Annotated in this window: 13 protein-coding genes; 10 read left to right on the top strand and 3 right to left on the bottom strand. The window is 68.0% G+C overall.

Annotated elements, in window-relative coordinates; translation table 11 throughout:
- The first annotated feature begins 380 nt into the window (after positions 1 to 380).
- The 5 genes from mraZ (at position 381) to G7043_RS00825 (ending at position 5,799) form a co-directional block, all read left to right on the top strand.
- A complete protein-coding gene (gene mraZ, locus G7043_RS00845; protein ID WP_086664612.1) occupies positions 381 to 812 on the top strand; it encodes a division/cell wall cluster transcriptional repressor MraZ in 432 nt (143 codons plus the stop codon).
- A gap of 166 nt (positions 813 to 978) precedes the next feature.
- The gene (gene rsmH / locus G7043_RS00840) at positions 979 to 1,932 is read left to right on the top strand and encodes a 16S rRNA (cytosine(1402)-N(4))-methyltransferase RsmH (RefSeq protein ID WP_166042828.1); all 954 of its coding nucleotides are present in this window, start codon (positions 979 to 981) and stop codon (positions 1,930 to 1,932) included.
- Positions 1,929 to 2,495 (top strand): hypothetical protein, encoded by a 567-nt coding sequence (locus G7043_RS00835; protein ID WP_166042827.1) that lies wholly within the window; start codon positions 1,929 to 1,931, stop codon positions 2,493 to 2,495. The genes rsmH and G7043_RS00835 overlap by 4 nt, the downstream gene beginning before the upstream one ends.
- On the top strand, positions 2,495 to 4,405 hold the full coding sequence (locus G7043_RS00830; protein ID WP_166042826.1) for a peptidoglycan D,D-transpeptidase FtsI family protein: 1,911 nt from the start codon (positions 2,495 to 2,497) through the stop codon (positions 4,403 to 4,405). The genes G7043_RS00835 and G7043_RS00830 overlap by 1 nt, the downstream gene beginning before the upstream one ends.
- Before the next feature lie 200 nt (positions 4,406 to 4,605).
- A complete protein-coding gene (locus tag G7043_RS00825; protein ID WP_166042825.1) occupies positions 4,606 to 5,799 on the top strand; it encodes a putative glycoside hydrolase in 1,194 nt (397 codons plus the stop codon).
- Here G7043_RS00825 and G7043_RS00820 read toward each other — a convergent pair.
- The 3 genes from G7043_RS00820 to G7043_RS00810 are packed head-to-tail and all read right to left on the bottom strand — an operon-like array spanning position 5,796 to position 11,813.
- Positions 5,796 to 9,965, bottom strand: coding sequence for a TIR domain-containing protein (locus G7043_RS00820; protein ID WP_166042824.1), 4,170 nt, complete (start codon positions 9,963 to 9,965; stop codon positions 5,796 to 5,798). The two genes, G7043_RS00825 and G7043_RS00820, sit on opposite strands and share 4 nt — an antisense overlap.
- Entirely contained in the window at positions 9,895 to 11,019 is a 1,125-nt protein-coding gene (locus G7043_RS00815; RefSeq protein ID WP_166042823.1) for an ATP-binding protein, read from the bottom strand. The genes G7043_RS00820 and G7043_RS00815 overlap by 71 nt, the downstream gene beginning before the upstream one ends.
- Positions 11,020 to 11,063: 44 nt before the next feature.
- Entirely contained in the window at positions 11,064 to 11,813 is a 750-nt protein-coding gene (locus G7043_RS00810; protein ID WP_166042822.1) for a universal stress protein, read from the bottom strand.
- 276 nt (positions 11,814 to 12,089) lie between these two features.
- On the opposite strand from G7043_RS00810, the gene G7043_RS00805 reads away from it, so the two are divergent.
- From G7043_RS00805 to ftsW, 5 genes are read left to right on the top strand one after another with little or no spacing between them, the layout of a single operon-like run.
- A complete protein-coding gene (locus G7043_RS00805) occupies positions 12,090 to 13,616 on the top strand; it encodes a UDP-N-acetylmuramoyl-L-alanyl-D-glutamate--2,6-diaminopimelate ligase (RefSeq protein WP_166042821.1) in 1,527 nt (508 codons plus the stop codon).
- Positions 13,613 to 15,073, top strand: a complete 1,461-nt coding sequence (locus tag G7043_RS00800; RefSeq protein ID WP_166042820.1) for a UDP-N-acetylmuramoyl-tripeptide--D-alanyl-D-alanine ligase — start codon at positions 13,613 to 13,615, stop codon at positions 15,071 to 15,073. The genes G7043_RS00805 and G7043_RS00800 overlap by 4 nt, the downstream gene beginning before the upstream one ends.
- Positions 15,070 to 16,155 (top strand): phospho-N-acetylmuramoyl-pentapeptide-transferase, encoded by a 1,086-nt coding sequence (gene mraY, locus G7043_RS00795; RefSeq protein ID WP_166042819.1) that lies wholly within the window; start codon positions 15,070 to 15,072, stop codon positions 16,153 to 16,155. Before G7043_RS00800 ends, mraY begins: the two co-directional genes overlap by 4 nt.
- 4 nt (positions 16,156 to 16,159) lie before the next feature.
- A complete protein-coding gene (gene murD / locus G7043_RS00790) occupies positions 16,160 to 17,527 on the top strand; it encodes a UDP-N-acetylmuramoyl-L-alanine--D-glutamate ligase (RefSeq protein ID WP_166042818.1) in 1,368 nt (455 codons plus the stop codon).
- Positions 17,524 to 18,990: a putative lipid II flippase FtsW gene (gene ftsW, locus G7043_RS00785; protein WP_166042817.1), complete on the top strand. Its 1,467-nt coding sequence runs from the start codon at positions 17,524 to 17,526 to the stop codon at positions 18,988 to 18,990. The genes murD and ftsW overlap by 4 nt, the downstream gene beginning before the upstream one ends.
- The last annotated feature ends 10 nt before the right edge of the window (positions 18,991 to 19,000 follow it).

The raw sequence follows: 19,000 nt of genomic DNA, 5'->3' as shown, positions 1-19,000 counted from the left end.
AACACGGACGTGTGAGCGTTTCACGCAGTGTGTCAAACCACGGCTAAGTGCCCTACACCTGCGGGCTACATCGGGTTCGCTCCACCACTTTCCACCTTCCCCCACCAACGCGCCTCAACCCCACGTTTTGGCCGAAATTTCTAGGCCGTTCGAGTGCTTAATCGGGGCTGAACCCTCACTCGGCAAGGTGGTGGCTGACCAGCTCCCCCACCATCCCCCCACGCCTTCCCACTGCGTCTACCAGGGAAAACGGGTCACGAGTTGGTGTGTAAACACCTGTTTCAGCGTTGACTGTGGTGAAAAGTGGGGTACTGTGGCGGCCGGTGGGGCAGACGGGGGCTCCACTGCCGGTCCGTCGCCCGGCAAGGGAGGTGGCTGCCGTGTTCCTCGGCACTCACTACCCGCGCCTGGACGACAAGGGTCGGTTGACACTGCCTGCGAAGTTCCGGGACGAACTGGCGGGAGGTCTCATGGTCACCAAAGGCCAGGACCACTGCCTGTACGTGTTTCCCCGGGCTGAGTTCGAGCAGATGGCGAGGAAAGTCGCCGAGGCGCCGTTCACCAACGACGCCGTACGCGCCTATCAGCGGTATCTGTTCGCGGGTACGGACGAGCAGCGTCCGGACGGTCAGGGCCGCGTTCTGATCGCACCGGAACTGCGCCGGTATGCCGGGTTGACCAAGGAGTGCGTGGTCGTCGGCGCGTTCACCAGGATGGAGATCTGGGACGCGACCGCCTGGCAGACCTATCTCGAAGAGCACGAGGACGGCTACGCCGAGGCTCGCGAGGAGGTCATACCGGGCGTCTTCTGATGGCGGTCAGCCGAGCAACAGGCCGGATGTTCCACACGCGATTCGGGTGCCGTGAGGCCTCGGTCCGCTCGACTATCGGCCCTGGCGCACCTTCCCCGGCGCCAGGTTCGACGGGCGGGCGGGGACCTGACGTCACCCGAACGCGCATCAGGGGAGTAGAGGGACGATGGATCAGCCGCGGCACGTTCCGGTGCTGCTGGACCGCGTCCTGGAACTCTTCGCTCCAGCGCTCTCCGGCAAGCCCGCCGTCGTCGTCGACACGACGCTCGGCATGGGCGGCCACTCCGACGCGTTGTTGAGCGCCCACCCCGAACTGACCCTCATCGGGCTCGACCGCGACCCGCAGGCCATCGAGATGGCAGGGAAGCGCCTGGCGCGCCACGGTGATCGCGTCAAGCTCGTCAACGTCACCTACGACCACATCGACGAAGCCGTGGAGGACCTCGGCTACTCGCATGTGGACGGTGTGCTGATGGACCTCGGCGTGTCCTCGTTGCAGCTGGACGAGGAAGAGCGCGGGTTCGCGTACTCGAAGGACGCCCCGCTCGACATGCGGATGTCCAAGGGCACCGGCATGACGGCGGCGGACGTGCTCAACACCTACTCGCACGGAGACCTCGCGCGGATCCTCTCCACCTACGGCGAGGAGCGGTTCGCGGGCAAGATCGCCTCCGCGGTGCTCAGGGAGCGCGAGAAGGAGCCGTTCACGAACTCCGGCCGGCTCGTCGAGCTGCTGTACAACGTTGTCCCCGCGGCGTCGCGGCGCACGGGCGGGCATCCGGCGAAGCGCACGTTCCAGGCGTTGCGGATCGAGGTCAACGGCGAGCTGGAGTCGTTGCGGCTGGCCCTTCCCGCCGCCCTCGGCGTGCTGGGCATCGGCGGGCGGATCGTCGTGGAGTCGTACCAGTCCCTCGAGGACCGGATGGTGAAGCAGGCGCTCGCGGAGCTGGCGAAGTCGAAGACCCCGCCGGGCCTGCCGGTCGAACTGCCGGGCCACGGGCCCGAGATCAAGTTGCTCACGAAGGGCGCGGAACTCGCGTCGGAGCAGGAAATCGAGGACAACCCGCGCGCGGCGCCGGTGCGGCTGCGGGCGGCGGAACGGATCGGAGAACCGAGATGACGGCGGCACCCGCGAGGGTCGGTGGGCCGTCGCCCCGCGATCCCTCCCAGCGCAAGTCGCAGGCGAAGGCCGAGGAGAACGACAAGGCGCGGCGGCGGACCGCGGGTGCCGAGCGCGCCTACGCCCGCCGTGCGCAGCGCGCCCAGAACCTGCGGGGCGGCACCCCAGCGCCGCAGCAGAAGCAGGTGTCGAAGGCTCCGTTCGTCGTGCTGGTGATGCTCGTGCTGGGCGCGGGCGTCGCCGGGATCATGTACTTCTCGACCCAGGCCGCCGCCGACACCTACCGCCTGCAGGAGGCGCGGGCCGAGGCGGAGAGGCTGACGTTGCAGATGGAGCAGCTGCGCCGTGAGGTGGCGCTGCTCGAGTCGCCGACCGATCTCGCCCGCCGGGCAGGCGAGATGGGCCTGGTCGAGCCGTCGAACCCGGCACGACTGCGGCAGAACCCGGACGGCACGGTCGAGGAGTTCGGCAAGCCGAGCGCGCCGACCAAGTCGACGCCACCTCCGCCTCCTTCCCAGACGTCCACGCCGCCTTCCGGCCAGACGCCTCCGGCGGGTGGCTGATGCCCGGTCCGCAGCAGCGAGCGCCGCGCCGCCCGTTGTCGGTGCGCGGCTCTCGCCCGGCCGCGCGCACCGGCGGCAACAGCAAGCTGCGCATCGCGATCGGCCGCGTCCTGCTGATCGGCGCGCTGCTGATCGCGGGCGTGAAACTCGTGCAGGTGCAGGGTCTGGAGGCGAGCGAACTCTCGTTGCAGGCGCAGAAGCAGCGCACGACGCGCCTCGACATTCCCGCCGAACGCGGTTCGATCCTCGATCGCAACGGCAACCAGCTCGCGTTCTCGATCGAGGTGCGCGCGCTCTACGTGCTGCCGCAGCGCGCCCGCAAGACCTGGGACGAAGCCCGCGCGAAGGACCCCGAGCAGTACCCGCTGTCCTACGACGACCACGCGCGCGAGGTCGCGAAGTTCATCTCGTCGACGCTGGGCCCCGAGGTCAACGGCGAGAAGACCGACGAGGAGTCGATCTACCGGCAGCTCGTGGAGGACATCAGCTACGAGGTCCTGGTGCAGGAGGCCGAGCCGGCCAAAGCCGCGACGATCGTCGCGAAGTTCCCGGCGGAGATCGGCTCCGAGTACCGCTCGAAGCGCATCTACCCCAACGGCGACCTGGCGTCGAACATCATCGGCGCCGCGAACTGGCGCCAGGACGAGAAACCGCCGACCACCCAGGGCATCCTCGGGCTGGAGAACGCGGCGGACAACACCCTCGCCGGCCGCACGGGCCGCCGGGTGGTCGACACGATGTCCGGCGACGACACCCTCGTCATCCCGAACACCGAGCGCGAGCTCGTGAAGCCGCAGCCCGGCAAGAGCCTCGAGCTGACGATCGACATCGACACCCAGTACGCCGTGCAGCGCATGGTCACCGACTACGCCAAGAAGTCGGGCGCCAAGACCGCCTCCGCCGTCGTGCTGGACAGCCGCACCGGCGAGATCATCGCCATGGCCAACGACAAGACCTACGACCCCACCGACTTCGGCAAGGCCTCCGAGGACCAGAAGCGCAACGCGGCGGTGTCCTCCAGCTTCGAGCCGGGCTCGGTGAACAAGATCGTCACGGCTGCCGCGGCCGTCGAGTACGGCCTGTTCAAGCCGGACGACGTGCTGCAGGTGCCCGGTTCGTTGAAGGTCGCCGACCGCACGATCAGGGACGCCTGGACCCACAGCACCGTGCCCATGTCGTTCACCGGTGTGTTCGCGAAGTCCTCGAACGTCGGCACGCTGCTCGCCGCCCAGGAGGTCGGCAAGGAGCGCTACGCCGAGATGCTGCAGAAGTTCGGCCTGGGCAAGCGCACCCAGTCCGGTGTGCCCGCCGAAGAGGCCGGTGTCGTGCCGCCGCTGAACCAGTGGTCCGGCTCGACCTTCGGCAACCTGCCGATCGGCCAGGGCCTCTCGATGACGTTGCTGCAGATGACCGGCATGTACCAGGCCATCGCGAACGACGGCCTCCGCATCCCGCCGCGCCTGATCCGCGCCGAGATCGGCGAGGAGGGCGCCCGTTCCGAGAAGCAGCGCCCGGAAGGCGTCCGCGTGGTGTCGCCGGAGACCGCGAAGACCGTGCGCGACATGTTCCGCTCGGTCACGCAGTCCGACCCGCGGGACGCGAACCAGAACGGGACCGGCAAGGCGGCCGCCCTGCCCGGCTACCAGATCGCGGGCAAGACCGGCACGGCCCAGCAGATCGACCCGGTCTGCAAGTGCTACTCGCAGTCCGAGTACTGGATCACGTTCGCCGGCATCCTGCCCGCCGACAATCCGCGCTACGTCGTCGGCATCATGCTCGACGGGCCGCACGGCACTCAGTTCAGCGCGTCGGCGGCGCCGTTGTTCCACGACATCGCGGCCTACCTGACCCAGCGGTTCCAGGTGCCGATGTCGGCCGAGCAGACGCCGTTCGTGCAACTGCAGATGTAGATCATTTGTGCGGATGAGCATTGTTGGTGATGCTCGCATTTTTTGCAAGTGATTTGAGACACGCCCAGGCGTGAAGTGTGAGACGATTCCCCATTGTTCTGATTAACAGTGAAAATCGTCATATAGATCGCCCGAAATGAGACACATTTCATCCCGTCTAATACTCCGAAATCGGTGTGCAAGACGAGATGGGGTTTGTCGTGCGTTTCTGGCGTGCTTTGATCTTGGTCTGCCTGCTGGCGGTGACGGTGGTTCCCGCAGCTCAGGCAGAAGAAGTTGACTCGACCGCAAAGTCGTTCTGGCTGCACATGAACAGCACGCCGACGACCGATGAAATGATCACCGCCGAAGCTTCCCGGCGCTCGTACGTGGTGCTCAACGCCTGGGAAGCCGATCTTGCCGCGAAGCTCAAGGCGGCCAACCCGAAGATCCAGACGTTCGTCTACAAAGACCTCTCCTCGACCCGCAGCTATGCGTGTTCGAACGGTGTCGACGACGCCGATCTCCCCACAGGCGTCGGTTACTGCGAGGCCTCGAACAATCACTCCGAGTGGTTTCTTCAGGACCCGAACGGTCAGCGATTCGAGTACGACGGATATGAGGGCCACTGGCAGATGGACGTCGGCAACACCGACTACCAGAACGCCTGGGCCGACGACGTGATCGCGTCGAGCAAAGCGTTCGACGGCGTCTTCATGGACAACGCCCTGTTCGCCTGCGACACCTACCACGAGGGCGTCTGCCCCTCGAAGTACCCGACGGACGAGTCGATGCGCGACGCCTACCGCGCCATGCTGGCCAACACCAGGCAGAAGTTCGTCGACGCGAACCTCAAAACCATCGCGAACCTGTCCAACGCCCGCCTCTACGACGGCGCCTGGGACAGCTACGTCGAGCACCTGGACGGCGGATTCGACGAGTGGTGGCTGACCTTCGGCGACAACGACCTGCTGTCCGAGTACGAGCAGGGCTGGGGCCGCCAGGTCGCCGAGATCGCCGCCAACGAGGCCAAGGGCAAGATCACCCTGGTCCAACCGCACCACAGCGGCGCCGACCAACCCTTCCGCTACGCCTACGCGAGCTACCTGCTGGCCGCCGGCTCCCACGCGGCGATCTCCGAGATCCAGGAGACCGACCGCTACGGCAACGCCTCCGAGTGGCGCCCCGAATACGACTGGAACCTCGGCGCCCCGCTGGGCGAGCACCACGAGGTGGCCCCCAACGTGCACGAGCGCGACTTCGAATGCGGCACCGTCATCGTCAACGCCAACCGCACGGGCAGCGCCGCGGTCACCGTCCGCCTCGCCACCACCCAGCTCAACGAGAAGGGCGCCTCAGTCCGCGCGGTCTCCCTGAAGGGCACGACCGGCACGATCCTCCGCAAGCCCTGCTAGGCCCACCGGGGCTGCTCGCCGGTGATGCCCCAGATCAACTGCTCGAGCGGGTCGGGGTCCGCCATCCGCATGTCGATGGTGGACCACACCCGTAGAAAGCCGGGGAGTTCGGGATCGCCGTCTATGCCGTCGAGGATCACCGGGATGACCCGCCGGTTGCGGTTGCGCGCGGACCAGTCGTTGATGAGCTCCATTTCGGCTTCGTGCCACGGCCCAGGCCCGGAGGGCCCGATCAGCACCGCCGCCGACCGGCTCTTCGCGATGCCGTTCGCCATCTCCTGCTGCCACCGCGATCCGGGCTGGATCGCGCGGACGTCCAGCCAAGGCAGGATTCCGCGCGCCTCCAGCCGCCTCGCGATCTCCAGCACCAGCGGCTTGTCCTTGGTGTTGTGGCACAGGAACACGTCGTAGTCCTCGGCCTCCCGCTTGCCCTTCAGGGTGGTCGCGGCGACGTCCTGGTCGCGCTGCGCGTTGGCGTTGGAGTTCATCTCGGCGACAGCCGGCCGAACGTCGGGCTGCTCCTCGTCGAGGATCGGGATGACCGCGTCGCAGATCTGGCAGGTCACCGTCGTCATTCCGCGTCCGAGCCGGCGCTGCACGACCTCGTCGTCGATCGCGTAGTTGCAGGGCTCGCACCGGCGAACCCGGCGCATGAAGACGGTGTCGGCGGCCGCGCGCTGGTCCAGATGTTCCACGACGTAGGCCTCGAACTGCCTGCGCACGATCGGCTGAGCGTCTTCGTAGAACAGCGCCAGCTCAGCCCTGCCTTCTGCGATCTCGTGGATCGCCATTCCGCACATTCCTCCCGCGCTCGCGCGGTAGGAGGCCGAGTTGCGGTACATCGGGCCGCGCTGAAACAGCCTCGAGTGCGACAACCGCACCGCGAGGGTCGCGTAGATCGAGGACAGGTCGCCGTCGAAGGTGAACACCACGTCCAGTCCCAGCGTCAGCGGAACGTCCGGCCGTTCCCTGGTGAACTGGGACGGGAAGATCAGGTCGACTTCCTTGTCGGTGACTTCCTTCAGCGCGATCTCGCGCCGAAGCAGTTCCTCCACGACCGTGATCAGCAGGATCCGTTCCTGTTGCTTGTTCGTGAGTCTGTCGGACTCGGGCATTCGGAATCTGCCTTCGAGCACGTTCGACTCCGACACGAAGCCGAGGCCGTCCGGCTCGTCCTTCGCGGCCTGCACCAATGATGACGCGTAGGCGTCGAGGAGTTCAGGGCGCAGCAGCACGTAGTCGCCGAACGCCATCCGCCGCACCACACCGACGCCTTCCAGCCGGCCGAGGCATGCCGAGAACCCGTCCGCGAGGTCTTCCGGCCGTGTTTCGTCCTGCCGCACCCTTCTGAAGGTGTGCAGCAGATCGTCCACAGTGGTCAGAATGCGACCCTGCTTCTTCTCCTCCAGCAAGAAGTCCTTGATCTCCTGGAACAACGCGGTCGAACTGATCGCCGGCACCGCGTCCCAGTCGATCGCGTTTCGGACCGTGGTGATCAGATCGCCTACGCCCCAGCCCTCCTTCGCGCTGGTCTCCAGATATCCGTCGAAGCCCAGCTCTTGGACGGTCTGCTCGATCCTCGTCTTGTTCACGCCTGGCGTGCCGCGGTCTGCCCTGGCCGCGACCAGGTAGGTGCGCAACCTCACCGCCGCCGCTCCGTCCAGCTTCCTGGCTTGTGCCAACGCCCGGCTCCAGTACCGCACGCCTGCGAACGGGTCGGTCTCGCTGCGGGCGTCGAACACCACCAGTGCCACCGCCACCTCGTTGAGGTGCAGTTGGTGGACCATCCGGTAGCCGGGCTGCCCCGCCAGGTCCCAGATCAGGGATTCTCTCGTCTCCGTTTCGCCGGACAGCGTGGTGGCGTACGACTTGTCGAACGTCCACACGTTGCGGCCGTGCGTCGACTCGGTCGGTTCGAACGGCTGACCGCTCAGCACGAGGCCGAGCCCGGACTTGCCCACTCCGGTGTCACCGACGAGCACGATCTTCGCGTTCGAGTACCGGCGTGCGTTTGCGGCCGCTCCGATCGTGCCGAGCACGCGGTGATCAAGGCGGACGATGTCGACACCATTGCCGTTCTTCACCGCCAGCAGTGGTTCCGCGGGGTGGAAGGCAAGTCCGCCTCTGCGGCTGATGTCCTCTCGCGGCAACACCGCGACGCACTGCCAGTCACGGCTGCGCCAGATCCGGACCGTGTTGTCCGTCGACATCGATGCGAGATAGCGGCCGTCTGGAGAGAACCTGGCACAGACGACGCGCTTCGTGTGCCCCTCCAGCACGGCAGAAGCCTTGTCGGCGCCGAGAACGTGGATCTCGACGTCCGTGCCGTCCCGCGATGCCACCGCTGCCAGTCCGTCCGGCAGATGGAAGTCCAGCGTGTCGGTACCGAAGTGGTGGGTCTCGCGCTGAGGCGTCGTCACGGCGAATCGGTGCACACCGCGGGCATCCCCGGTCCAGATGTGCTCCCCGTCCTTCGACCACCGCGGTTTCAGCTGATAGGGCGTCCGCCCTGGGCGTTGGGCGGAGAAGAGGAAGACTTCTCGCTGGTGTCCCGTCGCGACATCGATGGTCCACAACGCTCCATCGTCGAGCAGGGCGAGTGTGGCGCCATCGGGAGACCAGCAGATTCTTGTGCCGCTTTCGACGCGGCACAGCACCCGCGTCGTGTACCCGCTTCCGAAACTTGCGAGCAACACGTGGTGGACCGGGCTGTTCTTCTTCGCGTCGAGGAGCTTCTTCCGCTGCACGATCGCGGCTATCGGACGGGTCGGATGCCACGCGACGTCCGAGGCCCGCGGGAAGTCGAGGACGTGCTTCGCCGGTGACTCGGCGGCGAGCTGCCAACACGCGAGGACTCCGCCGGAGTTGGCCGTCAGCAACCCGCCGTCGGACGACCAGGTGACCTGGCCGATTGCTTTCTCACCCGAGACGAGCGCTCGGTGGACGACCTCGACGCCCATCGGCTCCATGTCCGGATCGAGGAGGACTTCTCGTCCCGCCGAGGCGCGATGTGCACGCCGACTCATCACCTCGCCCTCGATCAGGACCGAGGACCGCATCGAACGCAGACCTGTGTCGTCGAGCCCTACCGACCACAGGTCGGTCAGACTCTTCGACACCGCGGGACTGACTCGCATCACCTCGTCCGCCGGCTGGATGAACAGTCGCAACAGCACCAGGTTCGCGGAATACGCTGCCAGGGAACGGATGTGGTCCGGCGCGGTGGGCTGGTAGTCCGAGTAGAGGTACGTGCTCTGTCGCGTGCGGTACTCGCGGAGCAATTCGTGCAGGACCTGCGTCAGCTCGTCACGTTTCCCGGCCGGCATCCTCTCCGTCAGCTGCGACACGAACGTCAACGTCGACGGGCGCAGTGCCAGAGGATGGTGGGACAGCAGCGCGAACAGCAGGTCGTCTTCCGGCGGACTGGTGCGTCGCGCCGAGGCCGCCGTGACATCCAGCTTCTCCACGACGAAGGCGGCGATCCGGTACTCGGCGAACGTCGCCGGCCCCGTCTCGAGATCCCGAAGCACGTCTGCGGGCGGGCCGGAGGCTCGGTGGCCGAGAGCGTCGAGATCGGCACGGAGATCGGCTTCGGACATCGGTCGCCAGCCGCGGTTGAGCTTGCCCAACGCGGCGATAGCGAGGTGCGACGCCTTGTCAGCTGACTGTGCCGAGATACCGAGGTAGAGGTCCGCGACGGTCAAGGCTTTCGTCTGGAGTGGCACCGCCGGGTTGGTCAGCAGCACCGCGAGCATTGCCAGCGACAACGGGCTTCGGGCCAGCTCCACTCGCGCGAGCACGTCGTCGAGCCTCAGCGGGCGTCGCCTCGTGTCGCTGTCGGCCCGGTTCCACCTCTCGACCCACTGGGCGATTTGGGTGTCGTCGAGTTCCGCGAGCTGCACCACCGGCGTGCCGTCCGGGATGAGCACCTGGTCCACGAACGAGGTCCGGCAGGAGACCACCACCGCCACCGGACGGCCGCGCTGAAGCTCGGCTTGCTGGAACCGGACGACCTCGTCGAGGTAGGTGCTGGGTCGCCCGGAGGTCGTCGGCATCTCGTCCAAGCCGTCCAGCACGACCACACGGATGCGATCCTCACCGAGATCGCTCCACCCGACTCGTCCTTCGGTGTGGTCCTGCAGGGCCAGTTCGACCTGCTCGACCACGGAGACCGATGGCGGTCGACCGCAACGGAACGGTGACCACGGTGAACCCGCTGTCCGGAATGCGGGCGGCGATCACCTTCGTCAGCATCGACTTGCCTGAACCAGGTCCGCCGATCATCAGCAGAGGAGCCCGGGAGGACTCGCTGCTCGTGAAATGACGGGTGAGCAGGGTGTGCAGGCCGGACTGCCGGGGGACCTCGGATGACCACCAGCTGTCGCTGGCGAGGAGTGCCAACGGACCTGCCGTGATCATGCGGTAGCACAGCTGGACGAAAACGTCTTCGAACGTGGGAAGATCCGCGTCGCCGAGCAGGTGCTCCTCGAGCAAAGCGTTGTTGAGCCTGGTCAACGTTGTGCGGGCATCCCGGTGGAAGTCAGCCTGGGCATCGTGCCCGAATGTCGATTCGAGCTGGTCGAGCGACTCCTGCGACGGGTCCGCCCACACCGCGAATTCAGGTATCCGCGTCGCGCATGACCGGTAGTCCGCCTCATACCGGGTCGCCACCGTCCAAGGGAATCGGACCTCCAGCAGCGCCTTGCTCGTGTTGACGGGATTCGACCTCTTCAGCGCCCGATGAACCCGCTCGGCCCGGTCTGCCGCCCATCTCACGATGTTCTGGAGGCTGTCGGCGAAGTCCCGTGCCGAAGGTGCGGGCACATCGTCGGAATACAGGTGTGAGACGAACGAGTGGTCTTCCTGATGCCAAACTTCGCCGTCAGGAGCGCACAGATCATCGACGTCGGCCAGGGTTTCGCGGATCGACTCGAAGAACGCCCTCGCCACCAGCACCGTGTGAACGGCGGCAACCGTCTCAAGGCGCACCAGCCCGCGCAGAGACGGTAACTGCTGGGTTGTGCGTGCCATGGCCTCCCGTAGCAGTTCCGAAAGCTCGCCACCCTCGATCCAGCCGTACAGGCCGTGCATCGACTGCTGGATCGAGGTGCCGGAAAGCACCTGCCCCAGCAGCGCGTCAACGGTCCTCAACCACGTTTCGTCGTCGCGGCCCAAGGTGTACAAGGCACCCCGGAGTGTGGTCGCGGCATGCAGCGGCATCACGCCATGCTAGAGAACGGCGTACGCGCCCGAACGACGCTTGCTCAGGGCTTCACCCGGTCGTCGTGCATCGGCTCAGGCCGAGCCACCAGCACCGGACAAGAAGCGTGATAAAGCGCGGCACGAGTGATCAGCCCAACCCCGTCGTGCTGCCCACCCCGCCCCACCACCACGAGATCGGAGTCCAAAGCGGCCAACGCCTCGTGCGGATGCCGGGACTCGACCAGAACCTCGGGAGTCAGCTCCGGAGCCGTGGTGCGCAGGAACAGCACGGCACGCCGGACGGCTGCCTCGTCGCGCGGCACCGACACGCCGTGCTGGGCCGGCGGGTGGACGTGCAGCAGGCGCAGGTGCGCTCGGCGGGTGCGGCAGAGTTCGACCGCGCGCCGCAGCACGACCGGGTCCTCGCACCCGCCGACGGCAGCGGTGATCCAGCCGTACTCGCCGCGGATGGCCGGGGGTCGTCCGCGCACCACTACGACGCCGCACCGCGCGCGGCGCAACACCGGGAGGACGAGGGAACCCAGACCCAGGCTGCGGTGCTGTTCGCCCTTGCACCCCAAGACCAAGGTCGCGCTGGAGTCCGACGCCCTCACCAGTGCGGCCACCGGGTCGTCACCGCTCGGGCGGAAGTGGGCGGTGAGCATGGGGAGTCGTTCCAGGACTCGCTGGACCGTCGTGTCGCCGGGGTCCGCGAGGTACACCTGGAGGTCCGTCCGGAGTGACCACGCGTGGCGCGCGGCCCACTCGAAAGCGTGATACGCGGATTCGGAAGTGTCGACCCCGACCGTCACGGAACGACTGAAATCCGGTGCCCAGAAGGAAAACCTCCTGGGTTCCACCGCCGTGCTCGTTTTCATCGCCGCCTCCTGCCGCCCTCTACCTCACCGCGCCCGCACAACTGACCACAGGGCCCAAAGTCACAAAGCACGCAGGAACTTGTTCGGCCGGACGGGCTCGCTCGTGAAGACCAGCGAAGACGTCCACTCGAACGGCCCATCGGTGCAGATCATCACCCGATTGCCAACGCGCCGCTCGACCACTCTGTGTACGCCGGTAGCCTCTTGCCCGTGCCTGCCAAGCTCGAGGGCAAGGTCGCGACCGCCCCGCCCCGCCCCAACACCGTTCGCCCTGCTTCCGTGGCTGCCCTGGCTGCGGTCGCCGACGTGCACCTGACCCGGCCGGCGCATGCCGACGTCCAGGTGACGGGGGTGACGCTGCGTGCACAGCACGTGGTCCCCGGAGACCTCTACGCCGCGCTGCCCGGCGCGCGCGTGCACGGTGCCGACTTCGCCGAGACGGCGTTGGCCAACGGTGCTGTCGCGGTGCTCACGGACGAGGCCGGTGCCGCGCGCGAGGCCCTCAAGGACGTGCCCGTGCTGATCCACCCGCGCCCGCGTGAGGTCGTGGGGCTGCTCGCCGCGCACGTCTACGGCCAGCCGTCGACGAAGATCAAGCTCTGGGGGGTCACCGGCACGTCCGGCAAGACCACCACCACCTACATGATCGAGTCCGTGCTCAAGGCCGCCGGGAAGAACACCGGCCTGATCGGCACGGTCGGCACGCGCATCGGCGACGTGCGGCTCGACAGCTCGCACACCACGCCCGAGGCGCCTGACCTGCAGGCGTTGTTCGCGGTCATGGCCGAGCGCGGTATCACCGACGTCGCGATGGAGGTGTCGAGCCACGCGCTCGAACTGGGCCGCGTCGCCGCCACCGAGTTCGAGATCGGCGCGTTCACGAACCTCAGCCAGGACCACCTCGACTTCCACGCCTCGATGGAGGAGTACTTCGAGGTCAAGGCGCAGCTGTTCGACGGCCGCGCGCGCAAGGAGGTCGTCTGCGTCGACGGCGAGTGGGGCGAGCGGCTGGTCAAGGACTCGACGATCACCGTCGCCACGACCAAGCCCGCCACCTGGACCGCGAGCAACGTCGAGGTGAGCGCGACCGGTGAGCAGACGTTCACCGCGCACGGGCCCGTGGGCGACATCGAGATCCACCTGCCGCTCGCCGGCAGCTTCAACGTCGCGAACGCCCTGCTCGCGATCGCCTGCCTGCACGCGGAGGGCATCTCCAGCGATGCCATCGCCGCAGGTCTGAGCAGCGTCCAGGTCCCCGGCCGCATGCAGCGCGTCGACGAGGGCCAGGACTTCACCGCCGTCGTCGACTACTCGCACAAGCCCGCCGCCGTCGCGCTCGCGCTGGACGCGGTCAGGGCCAAGACCGACGGCCGGGTGATCATCGTGCTGGGCTGCGGCGGTGACCGCGACCGGGCCAAGCGCCCGCTGATGGGGGAAGCCGCCGCGCAACGCGCCGAGGTGTTGATCATCACCGATGACAACCCGAGGAGCGAAGACGCGTCCTCCATTCGGGCCGCCATGCGCGAAGGCGCCCTCGCCACCGAGAACCGGGGCGAGGTGCTGGAGATCGGCGACCGGAGGCTCGCGATCGAGAAAGCCGTCGAGCTCGCACGTCCGGGCGATGTCGTCGTGGTGGCAGGCAAGGGGCACGAGACGGGACAGGAGATCGCCGGCGTGATCCACCCGTTCTCGGACGTCGAGACGCTGACCGCCGCGATCAGAAAGGCTCACCGTTGATCGCACTCACGCTCGCCGAGATCGCCAAGATCGTCGGCGGACGGCTGCACGCAACCGATGGCACCCCGGTCGTCACGGGTTCCATCGAGTTCGACACCCGCAAGGTCACCGAGGGCGGCCTCTTCCTGGCGCTGCCCGGTGAGCGCGTGGACGGCCACGACTTCGCCGCCCAGGCCGTGGCGCAGGGCGCCGCCGGGGTGCTGGCCGGCCGCGAGGTCGACGCCCCCGCGGTGATCGCGCCGCCGGTGGAGACCAAGCACGCCAACGCTTACGTGCTCGCCGGCGACAAGACCGGCGAGGGCGCGGCGGTGCTGGCGGCGCTGGCCAAGCTCGCCCGGTACGTCACGGACCAGATCGAGGGCCTCACGATCGTCGGCGTCACCGGTTCGGCCGGGAAGACGTCCACGAAGGACCTGATCGCGCAGGTGCTGCGGCCGGTCGGGGACGTGATCGCGCCGCCGGAGTCGTTCAACAACGAGCTCGGCCACCCGTGGACCGCACTGCGCGCCACCGACGACACCAAGTTCCTCGTGCTGGAGCTGTCCGCCCGCGGCATCGGCCACATCGCGAACCTCTGCGAGATCGCGCCGCCGAAGTTCGGTGCCGTGCTGAACGTCGGCACCGCGCACCTCTCCGAGTTCGGTTCGCGTGAGGGCATCGCGCAGGGCAAGGGCGAGCTGATCGAGGCGCTGCCGGAAGACGGCGTCGCGATCCTCAACGCCGACGACCCGCTGGTCGCGGGCATGGCGAGCCGCACGAAGGCCAAGGTCGTCCTGGTCGGGGAGAACAAGAACGCGGACGTCCGCGCCGAGAACATCGAACTGGACGAGCAGGCCCGCGCGAGCTTCACGCTGAAGACCGCCCAGGGCGACGCGCAGGTCAAGCTCGCGCTCAACGGCCTGCACCAGGTCGGCAACGCGCTGGTGGCCGCCGCCATCGCACTCGAACTGGGCGCCACGCCCGCCGAGGTCGCCGAACGACTGGGCGCCGCGGAACGGGTTTCCGCGCACCGCATGGTGATCACCGACCGGGCCGACGGCGTGACGATCGTCGACGACGCCTACAACGCGAACCCGGACTCGGTGCGGGCGGCGTTGAAGGCGCTCGCGACGATCTCGCGCGCCACCACGCCCGCCCGCCGCAGCTGGGCCGTGCTCGGCCCGATGGCGGAGCTCGGTGACGACGCGGTGCGTGAGCACGACGAGATCGGCCGCCTCGTGGTGCGGTTGGACATCAGCAAGCTGGTCGTCATCGGAGACGCGGCCCGCGCGATGCACCAGGGTGCGCACCTGGAAGGATCTTGGGGGGAAGAGTCCGTCCTGGTGCCGGACGCGGACGCGGCGATCACGTTGCTGCGCGCGGAACTCCGGCCCGGTGACGTCGTGCTGGTCAAGGCATCCAACGCCTACCGCCTGTGGCGCATCGCCGAGGCCCTGCTGGAGGCAGGAACCAAGTGAAGAGCATCCTGATCGCGGCAGCGATCGCACTCGCCGTGTCGATCCTGCTGACGCCCTACCTGATCAAGGTCTTCTCGCGGCAGGGCTTCGGCCAGGAGATCCGCGAGGACGGTCCGCAGCACCACAAGACCAAGCGCGGCACGCCGACCATGGGTGGCCTCGCCATCCTGATCGCGATCTGGGCCGGTTATCTCGGCACGCACCTGGTGAACTCCATGTCGGCCTCGGCGTCCGGGCAGACCCCGACCGCGTCCGGCCTGCTCGTGCTGATGCTGACGACGTCGCTGGGGCTCGTCGGCTTCCTCGACGACTTCATCAAGATCCGCAAGTCGCGCAACCTGGGCCTGAACAAGACCGCGAAGCTGGTCGGCCAGTTCCTCGCGACGATCACGTTCGCGATCCTGGTGATGCAGTTCCCGAACAAGGAAGGCCTGACGCCCGCGTCGGTCAACCTGTCGTTCGTCCGCGACATCACCGTGGTCTCGTTCGGCGTCGTCGGGTTCGTCGTCTTCTGCTACGGCATGGTCGCGGCCTGGTCGAACGCCGTGAACCTGACCGACGGCCTCGACGGCCTCGCTGGCGGCTCGTCGGCGATGGTGTTCGGCACGTACGTGGTGATCTCGTTCTGGCAGTGGCGCTGGAGCTGTGCCACCTACTCCGTCGTGGGCTGCTACGACGTGCGCGACCCGCTGGACCTGGCGGTGATCGCCTCGGCGGCGATGGCGGGCTGCATCGGCTTCCTCTGGTGGAACGCCGCTCCCGCGAAGATCTTCATGGGTGACACCGGGTCGCTCGCGCTCGGCGGCCTCGTCGCCGGCCTCGCGATCGCCACCCGCACCGAGCTGCTGATGATCGTCATCGGTGGTCTGTTCGTGGTCGAGGCCCTGTCGGTGGCGTTGCAAGTCGCGGTCTTCCGCACCTCACGACGGCGTCTTTTCCGAATGGCACCGTTCCACCACCACTTCGAGCTCGCGGGCTGGGCGGAAACCACGGTCATCATCCGGTTCTGGTTGATGGGCGGTATCTGCTGCATGTTCGGGCTCGGCGTGTTCTACAGCGAGTGGCTGACGGGCGGATTCTAGGACTATGACCAAACTGGCCGGAACAAAAGTGCTGGTCGCCGGTGCTGGAGTGACCGGTCGGTCCGCCGCGGAGGCGTTGCTCGCGGCGGGCGCTGAGGTCGTGGTGACGGACTCGTCGCCGGAACGGCTGGCCGCGCTGGAGACCCTGCTCGAAGGCGTCGAACTGGTGCCGGGGCTCATCGAGCCGCCGGCCGGCACGTCGCTGGTCGTCACGAGCCCCGGCTGGCAGCCGTCGAGCCCGCTGCTCGCGGCCGCCGCGTCGGCGGGCATCGAGGTGATCGGCGAGGTCGAGCTGGCCTGGCGGATGGCCGCCGAACTGGCCGACCCGCCGGTGTGGCTCGCGGTGACCGGCACGAACGGCAAGACCACGACGGTCGGCATGCTGGAGTCGATCCTGCACGCCGCCGGTGCGGACGCCGTGGCCTGCGGAAACGTCGGGCTGCCGGTGGTGGACGCGCTGCTGGCGGGGCGCCGGGTGCTCGCGGTGGAGCTGTCGAGCTTCCAGCTGCACTGGGCACCGTCGGTGCGGCCGCAGGCGGGCGCGCTGCTCAACCTCGCCGAGGACCACCTCGACTGGCACGGCGGCATGAAGCCGTACGCGCAGGCCAAGGCCCGGATCCTCACCGGTGAGGTGGCGATCGGCTGGCTCGACGACGATCTCGTCGTCGATCTGCTGCGGGAGTCCCCGGCCCGTGATCGCGTCGGGTTCACGCTGGAGGAGCCCGCGGCGGGCCAGCTCGGCGTGCGGGACGGCTGGCTGGTCGACCGGGCGTTCGCCGACGACGAGCCGCTGATCGAGGTCTCGAAGATCCGCCCGGCCGGTCCGCCCGGCATCGCGGACGCACTCGCCGCAACGGCACTGGCGCGCGCGTACGGCGTGCCGTCCGAGGCGGTGCGGGAGGGCTTGGAGAGGTTCGAACCGGCGGCGCACCGTGCGGTGCTCGTCGCGGTGGATGGCGCTGATATCCAATATATCAACGACTCGAAGGCGACGAATCCGCACGCCGCGGTGGCGTCGCTGCGGGCGTTCGACAGCGTCGTCTGGATCGCCGGTGGACTGTTGAAGGGCGCGTCGGTCGAGGCGATGGTCCGGGCCGAGGCGCACCGGCTGCGTGGCGCGGTGCTGATCGGCCAGGATCGGCAGGTCATCGCGGACGCGCTGGCGCGACACGCGCCGAATGTCCCCGTTCGTGTGCTTGACACAGGGGACGATGAACCCATGACCGTCGCGGTACGGGCTGCTCAGGAACTTGCGAGGCCGGGGGACACCGTGCTGCTCGCGCCGGCGGCGGCCTCCATGGACATGTTCACCGACTACGCCCATCGCGGGCAGGCCTTCACGGCCGCGGTGCAGGAGCTCATCGGCCGATGAGCGTCGTCGCGGAGAAGACGAGGTCGAAGCGCAAGGTGCGGCCCGCGGGTCGCATCACGTCGTTGCGCGGCGGTCTGACCGCGTGGCTGAGCCGGCCGCTTGCCGACTTCCACCTGCTGCTCGCGATCTTCGGCATGCTCACCGTGCTCGGCCTGGTGATGGTGCTGTCGGCATCGGCGCCGGGACAGGTCGCGTCGGGTGTGTCCGCCTACAGCGTGTTCCAGAAACAGCTGATCTACGTCTGCGTCGGCGCGGTGCTGTTCTGGCTGGTGCTGCGGTTCCCGCTGCGCCGGCTGCGGCACATGTCCACGGCCGCGATGGGCATCGGCGTGCTGCTGCTGGCCCTGGTGCTGTCTCCGCTGGGCGACGTCCGCGGTGGTGCCAAGTCGTGGTTCACCGTCGGGCCGATCTCGTTCCAGCCGATCGAGGCCGTGAAACTCGCATTGGCGTTGTGGGGCGCGCACGTCCTGGTCACCAAACGCGCGTTGCTGTCGCAGTACCGGCATCTGCTGGTGCCGGTCGTGCCGGTCGCGATGCTGGTGTTCGCGCTGGTCATGCTGCAGCCCGATCTCGGCGGCACGATCACGCTCGGCGTGGTGCTGATCAGCCTGCTGTGGTTCGTGGGCGCGCCGATGCGGTTGTTCGGCGTGATCGCCGGTGGCGCGGTGGCGGGTGCTGTCGTGCTCGCGATCGGCGCGACGTACCGGCTGCAGCGCGTGACGTCGTTCCTCGACCCGAACGCCGACCCGCAGGGAGCGGGTCTGCAGGCCCGGCAGGCGATGTTCGCGCTCGCCGAGGGCGGCCTGTTCGGCAAGGGGCTCGCGCAGGGCAGTTCGCAGTGGCGGTACCTGCCCAACGTCGAGTCGGACTTCATCTTCGCGGTGATCGGCGAGGAGCTCGGGTTCGTCGGGTGCGCGCTGGTGCTGGCGCTGTTCGGCGGGCTCGCGTGGGTCGGCCTGCGGGTCGCCTCGCGCAACACCGACCCGTGGATCCGAATCGTGTCCGCGACGCTGACGGTGTGGCTGGTCGCGCAGGCCGCGATCAACATCGGCTACGTCGTGCGGCTGCTGCCGGTCACCGGCATCACGCTGCCGATGATCTCCTCCGGCGGCACCTCGGTCGTCATGACCATGATCGTGTTCGGCATCCTCGCGAACTGCGCCCGGCACGAACCCGAGGCCGTGGCGGCGCTGCGGTCGCTCGGCCCCGGCCGGGTCGGCGGGCTGCTCAAGCTGCCCGCACCCGAGGCGTACCGGCCGCCGCCCAAGCGCAAGCCGGTCCGCCCGTCCACACCTCCGCGCGCACCGGGCAGACGCACCGCGCAACTTCCGGTCGTCGACGAACGTCGTATGGCTGGCAGGTCCGCACCGCCGTCGGAGTACCGTCGCCGCGAAACGCGGCGGGTGAACCAGAGCCGTTCAGAACAAGGCCGGTCGACCCGCGGTCGCGGGCGATACAACTGAGAAGTTCGAA

This window comes from Lentzea alba, assembly GCF_011067745.1.
GTDB classification, from domain to species: domain Bacteria; phylum Actinomycetota; class Actinomycetes; order Mycobacteriales; family Pseudonocardiaceae; genus Lentzea; species Lentzea alba.
Note: the sequence above shows the minus strand (reverse complement) of the source record. Positions and strands in the feature narration are given on the sequence as shown.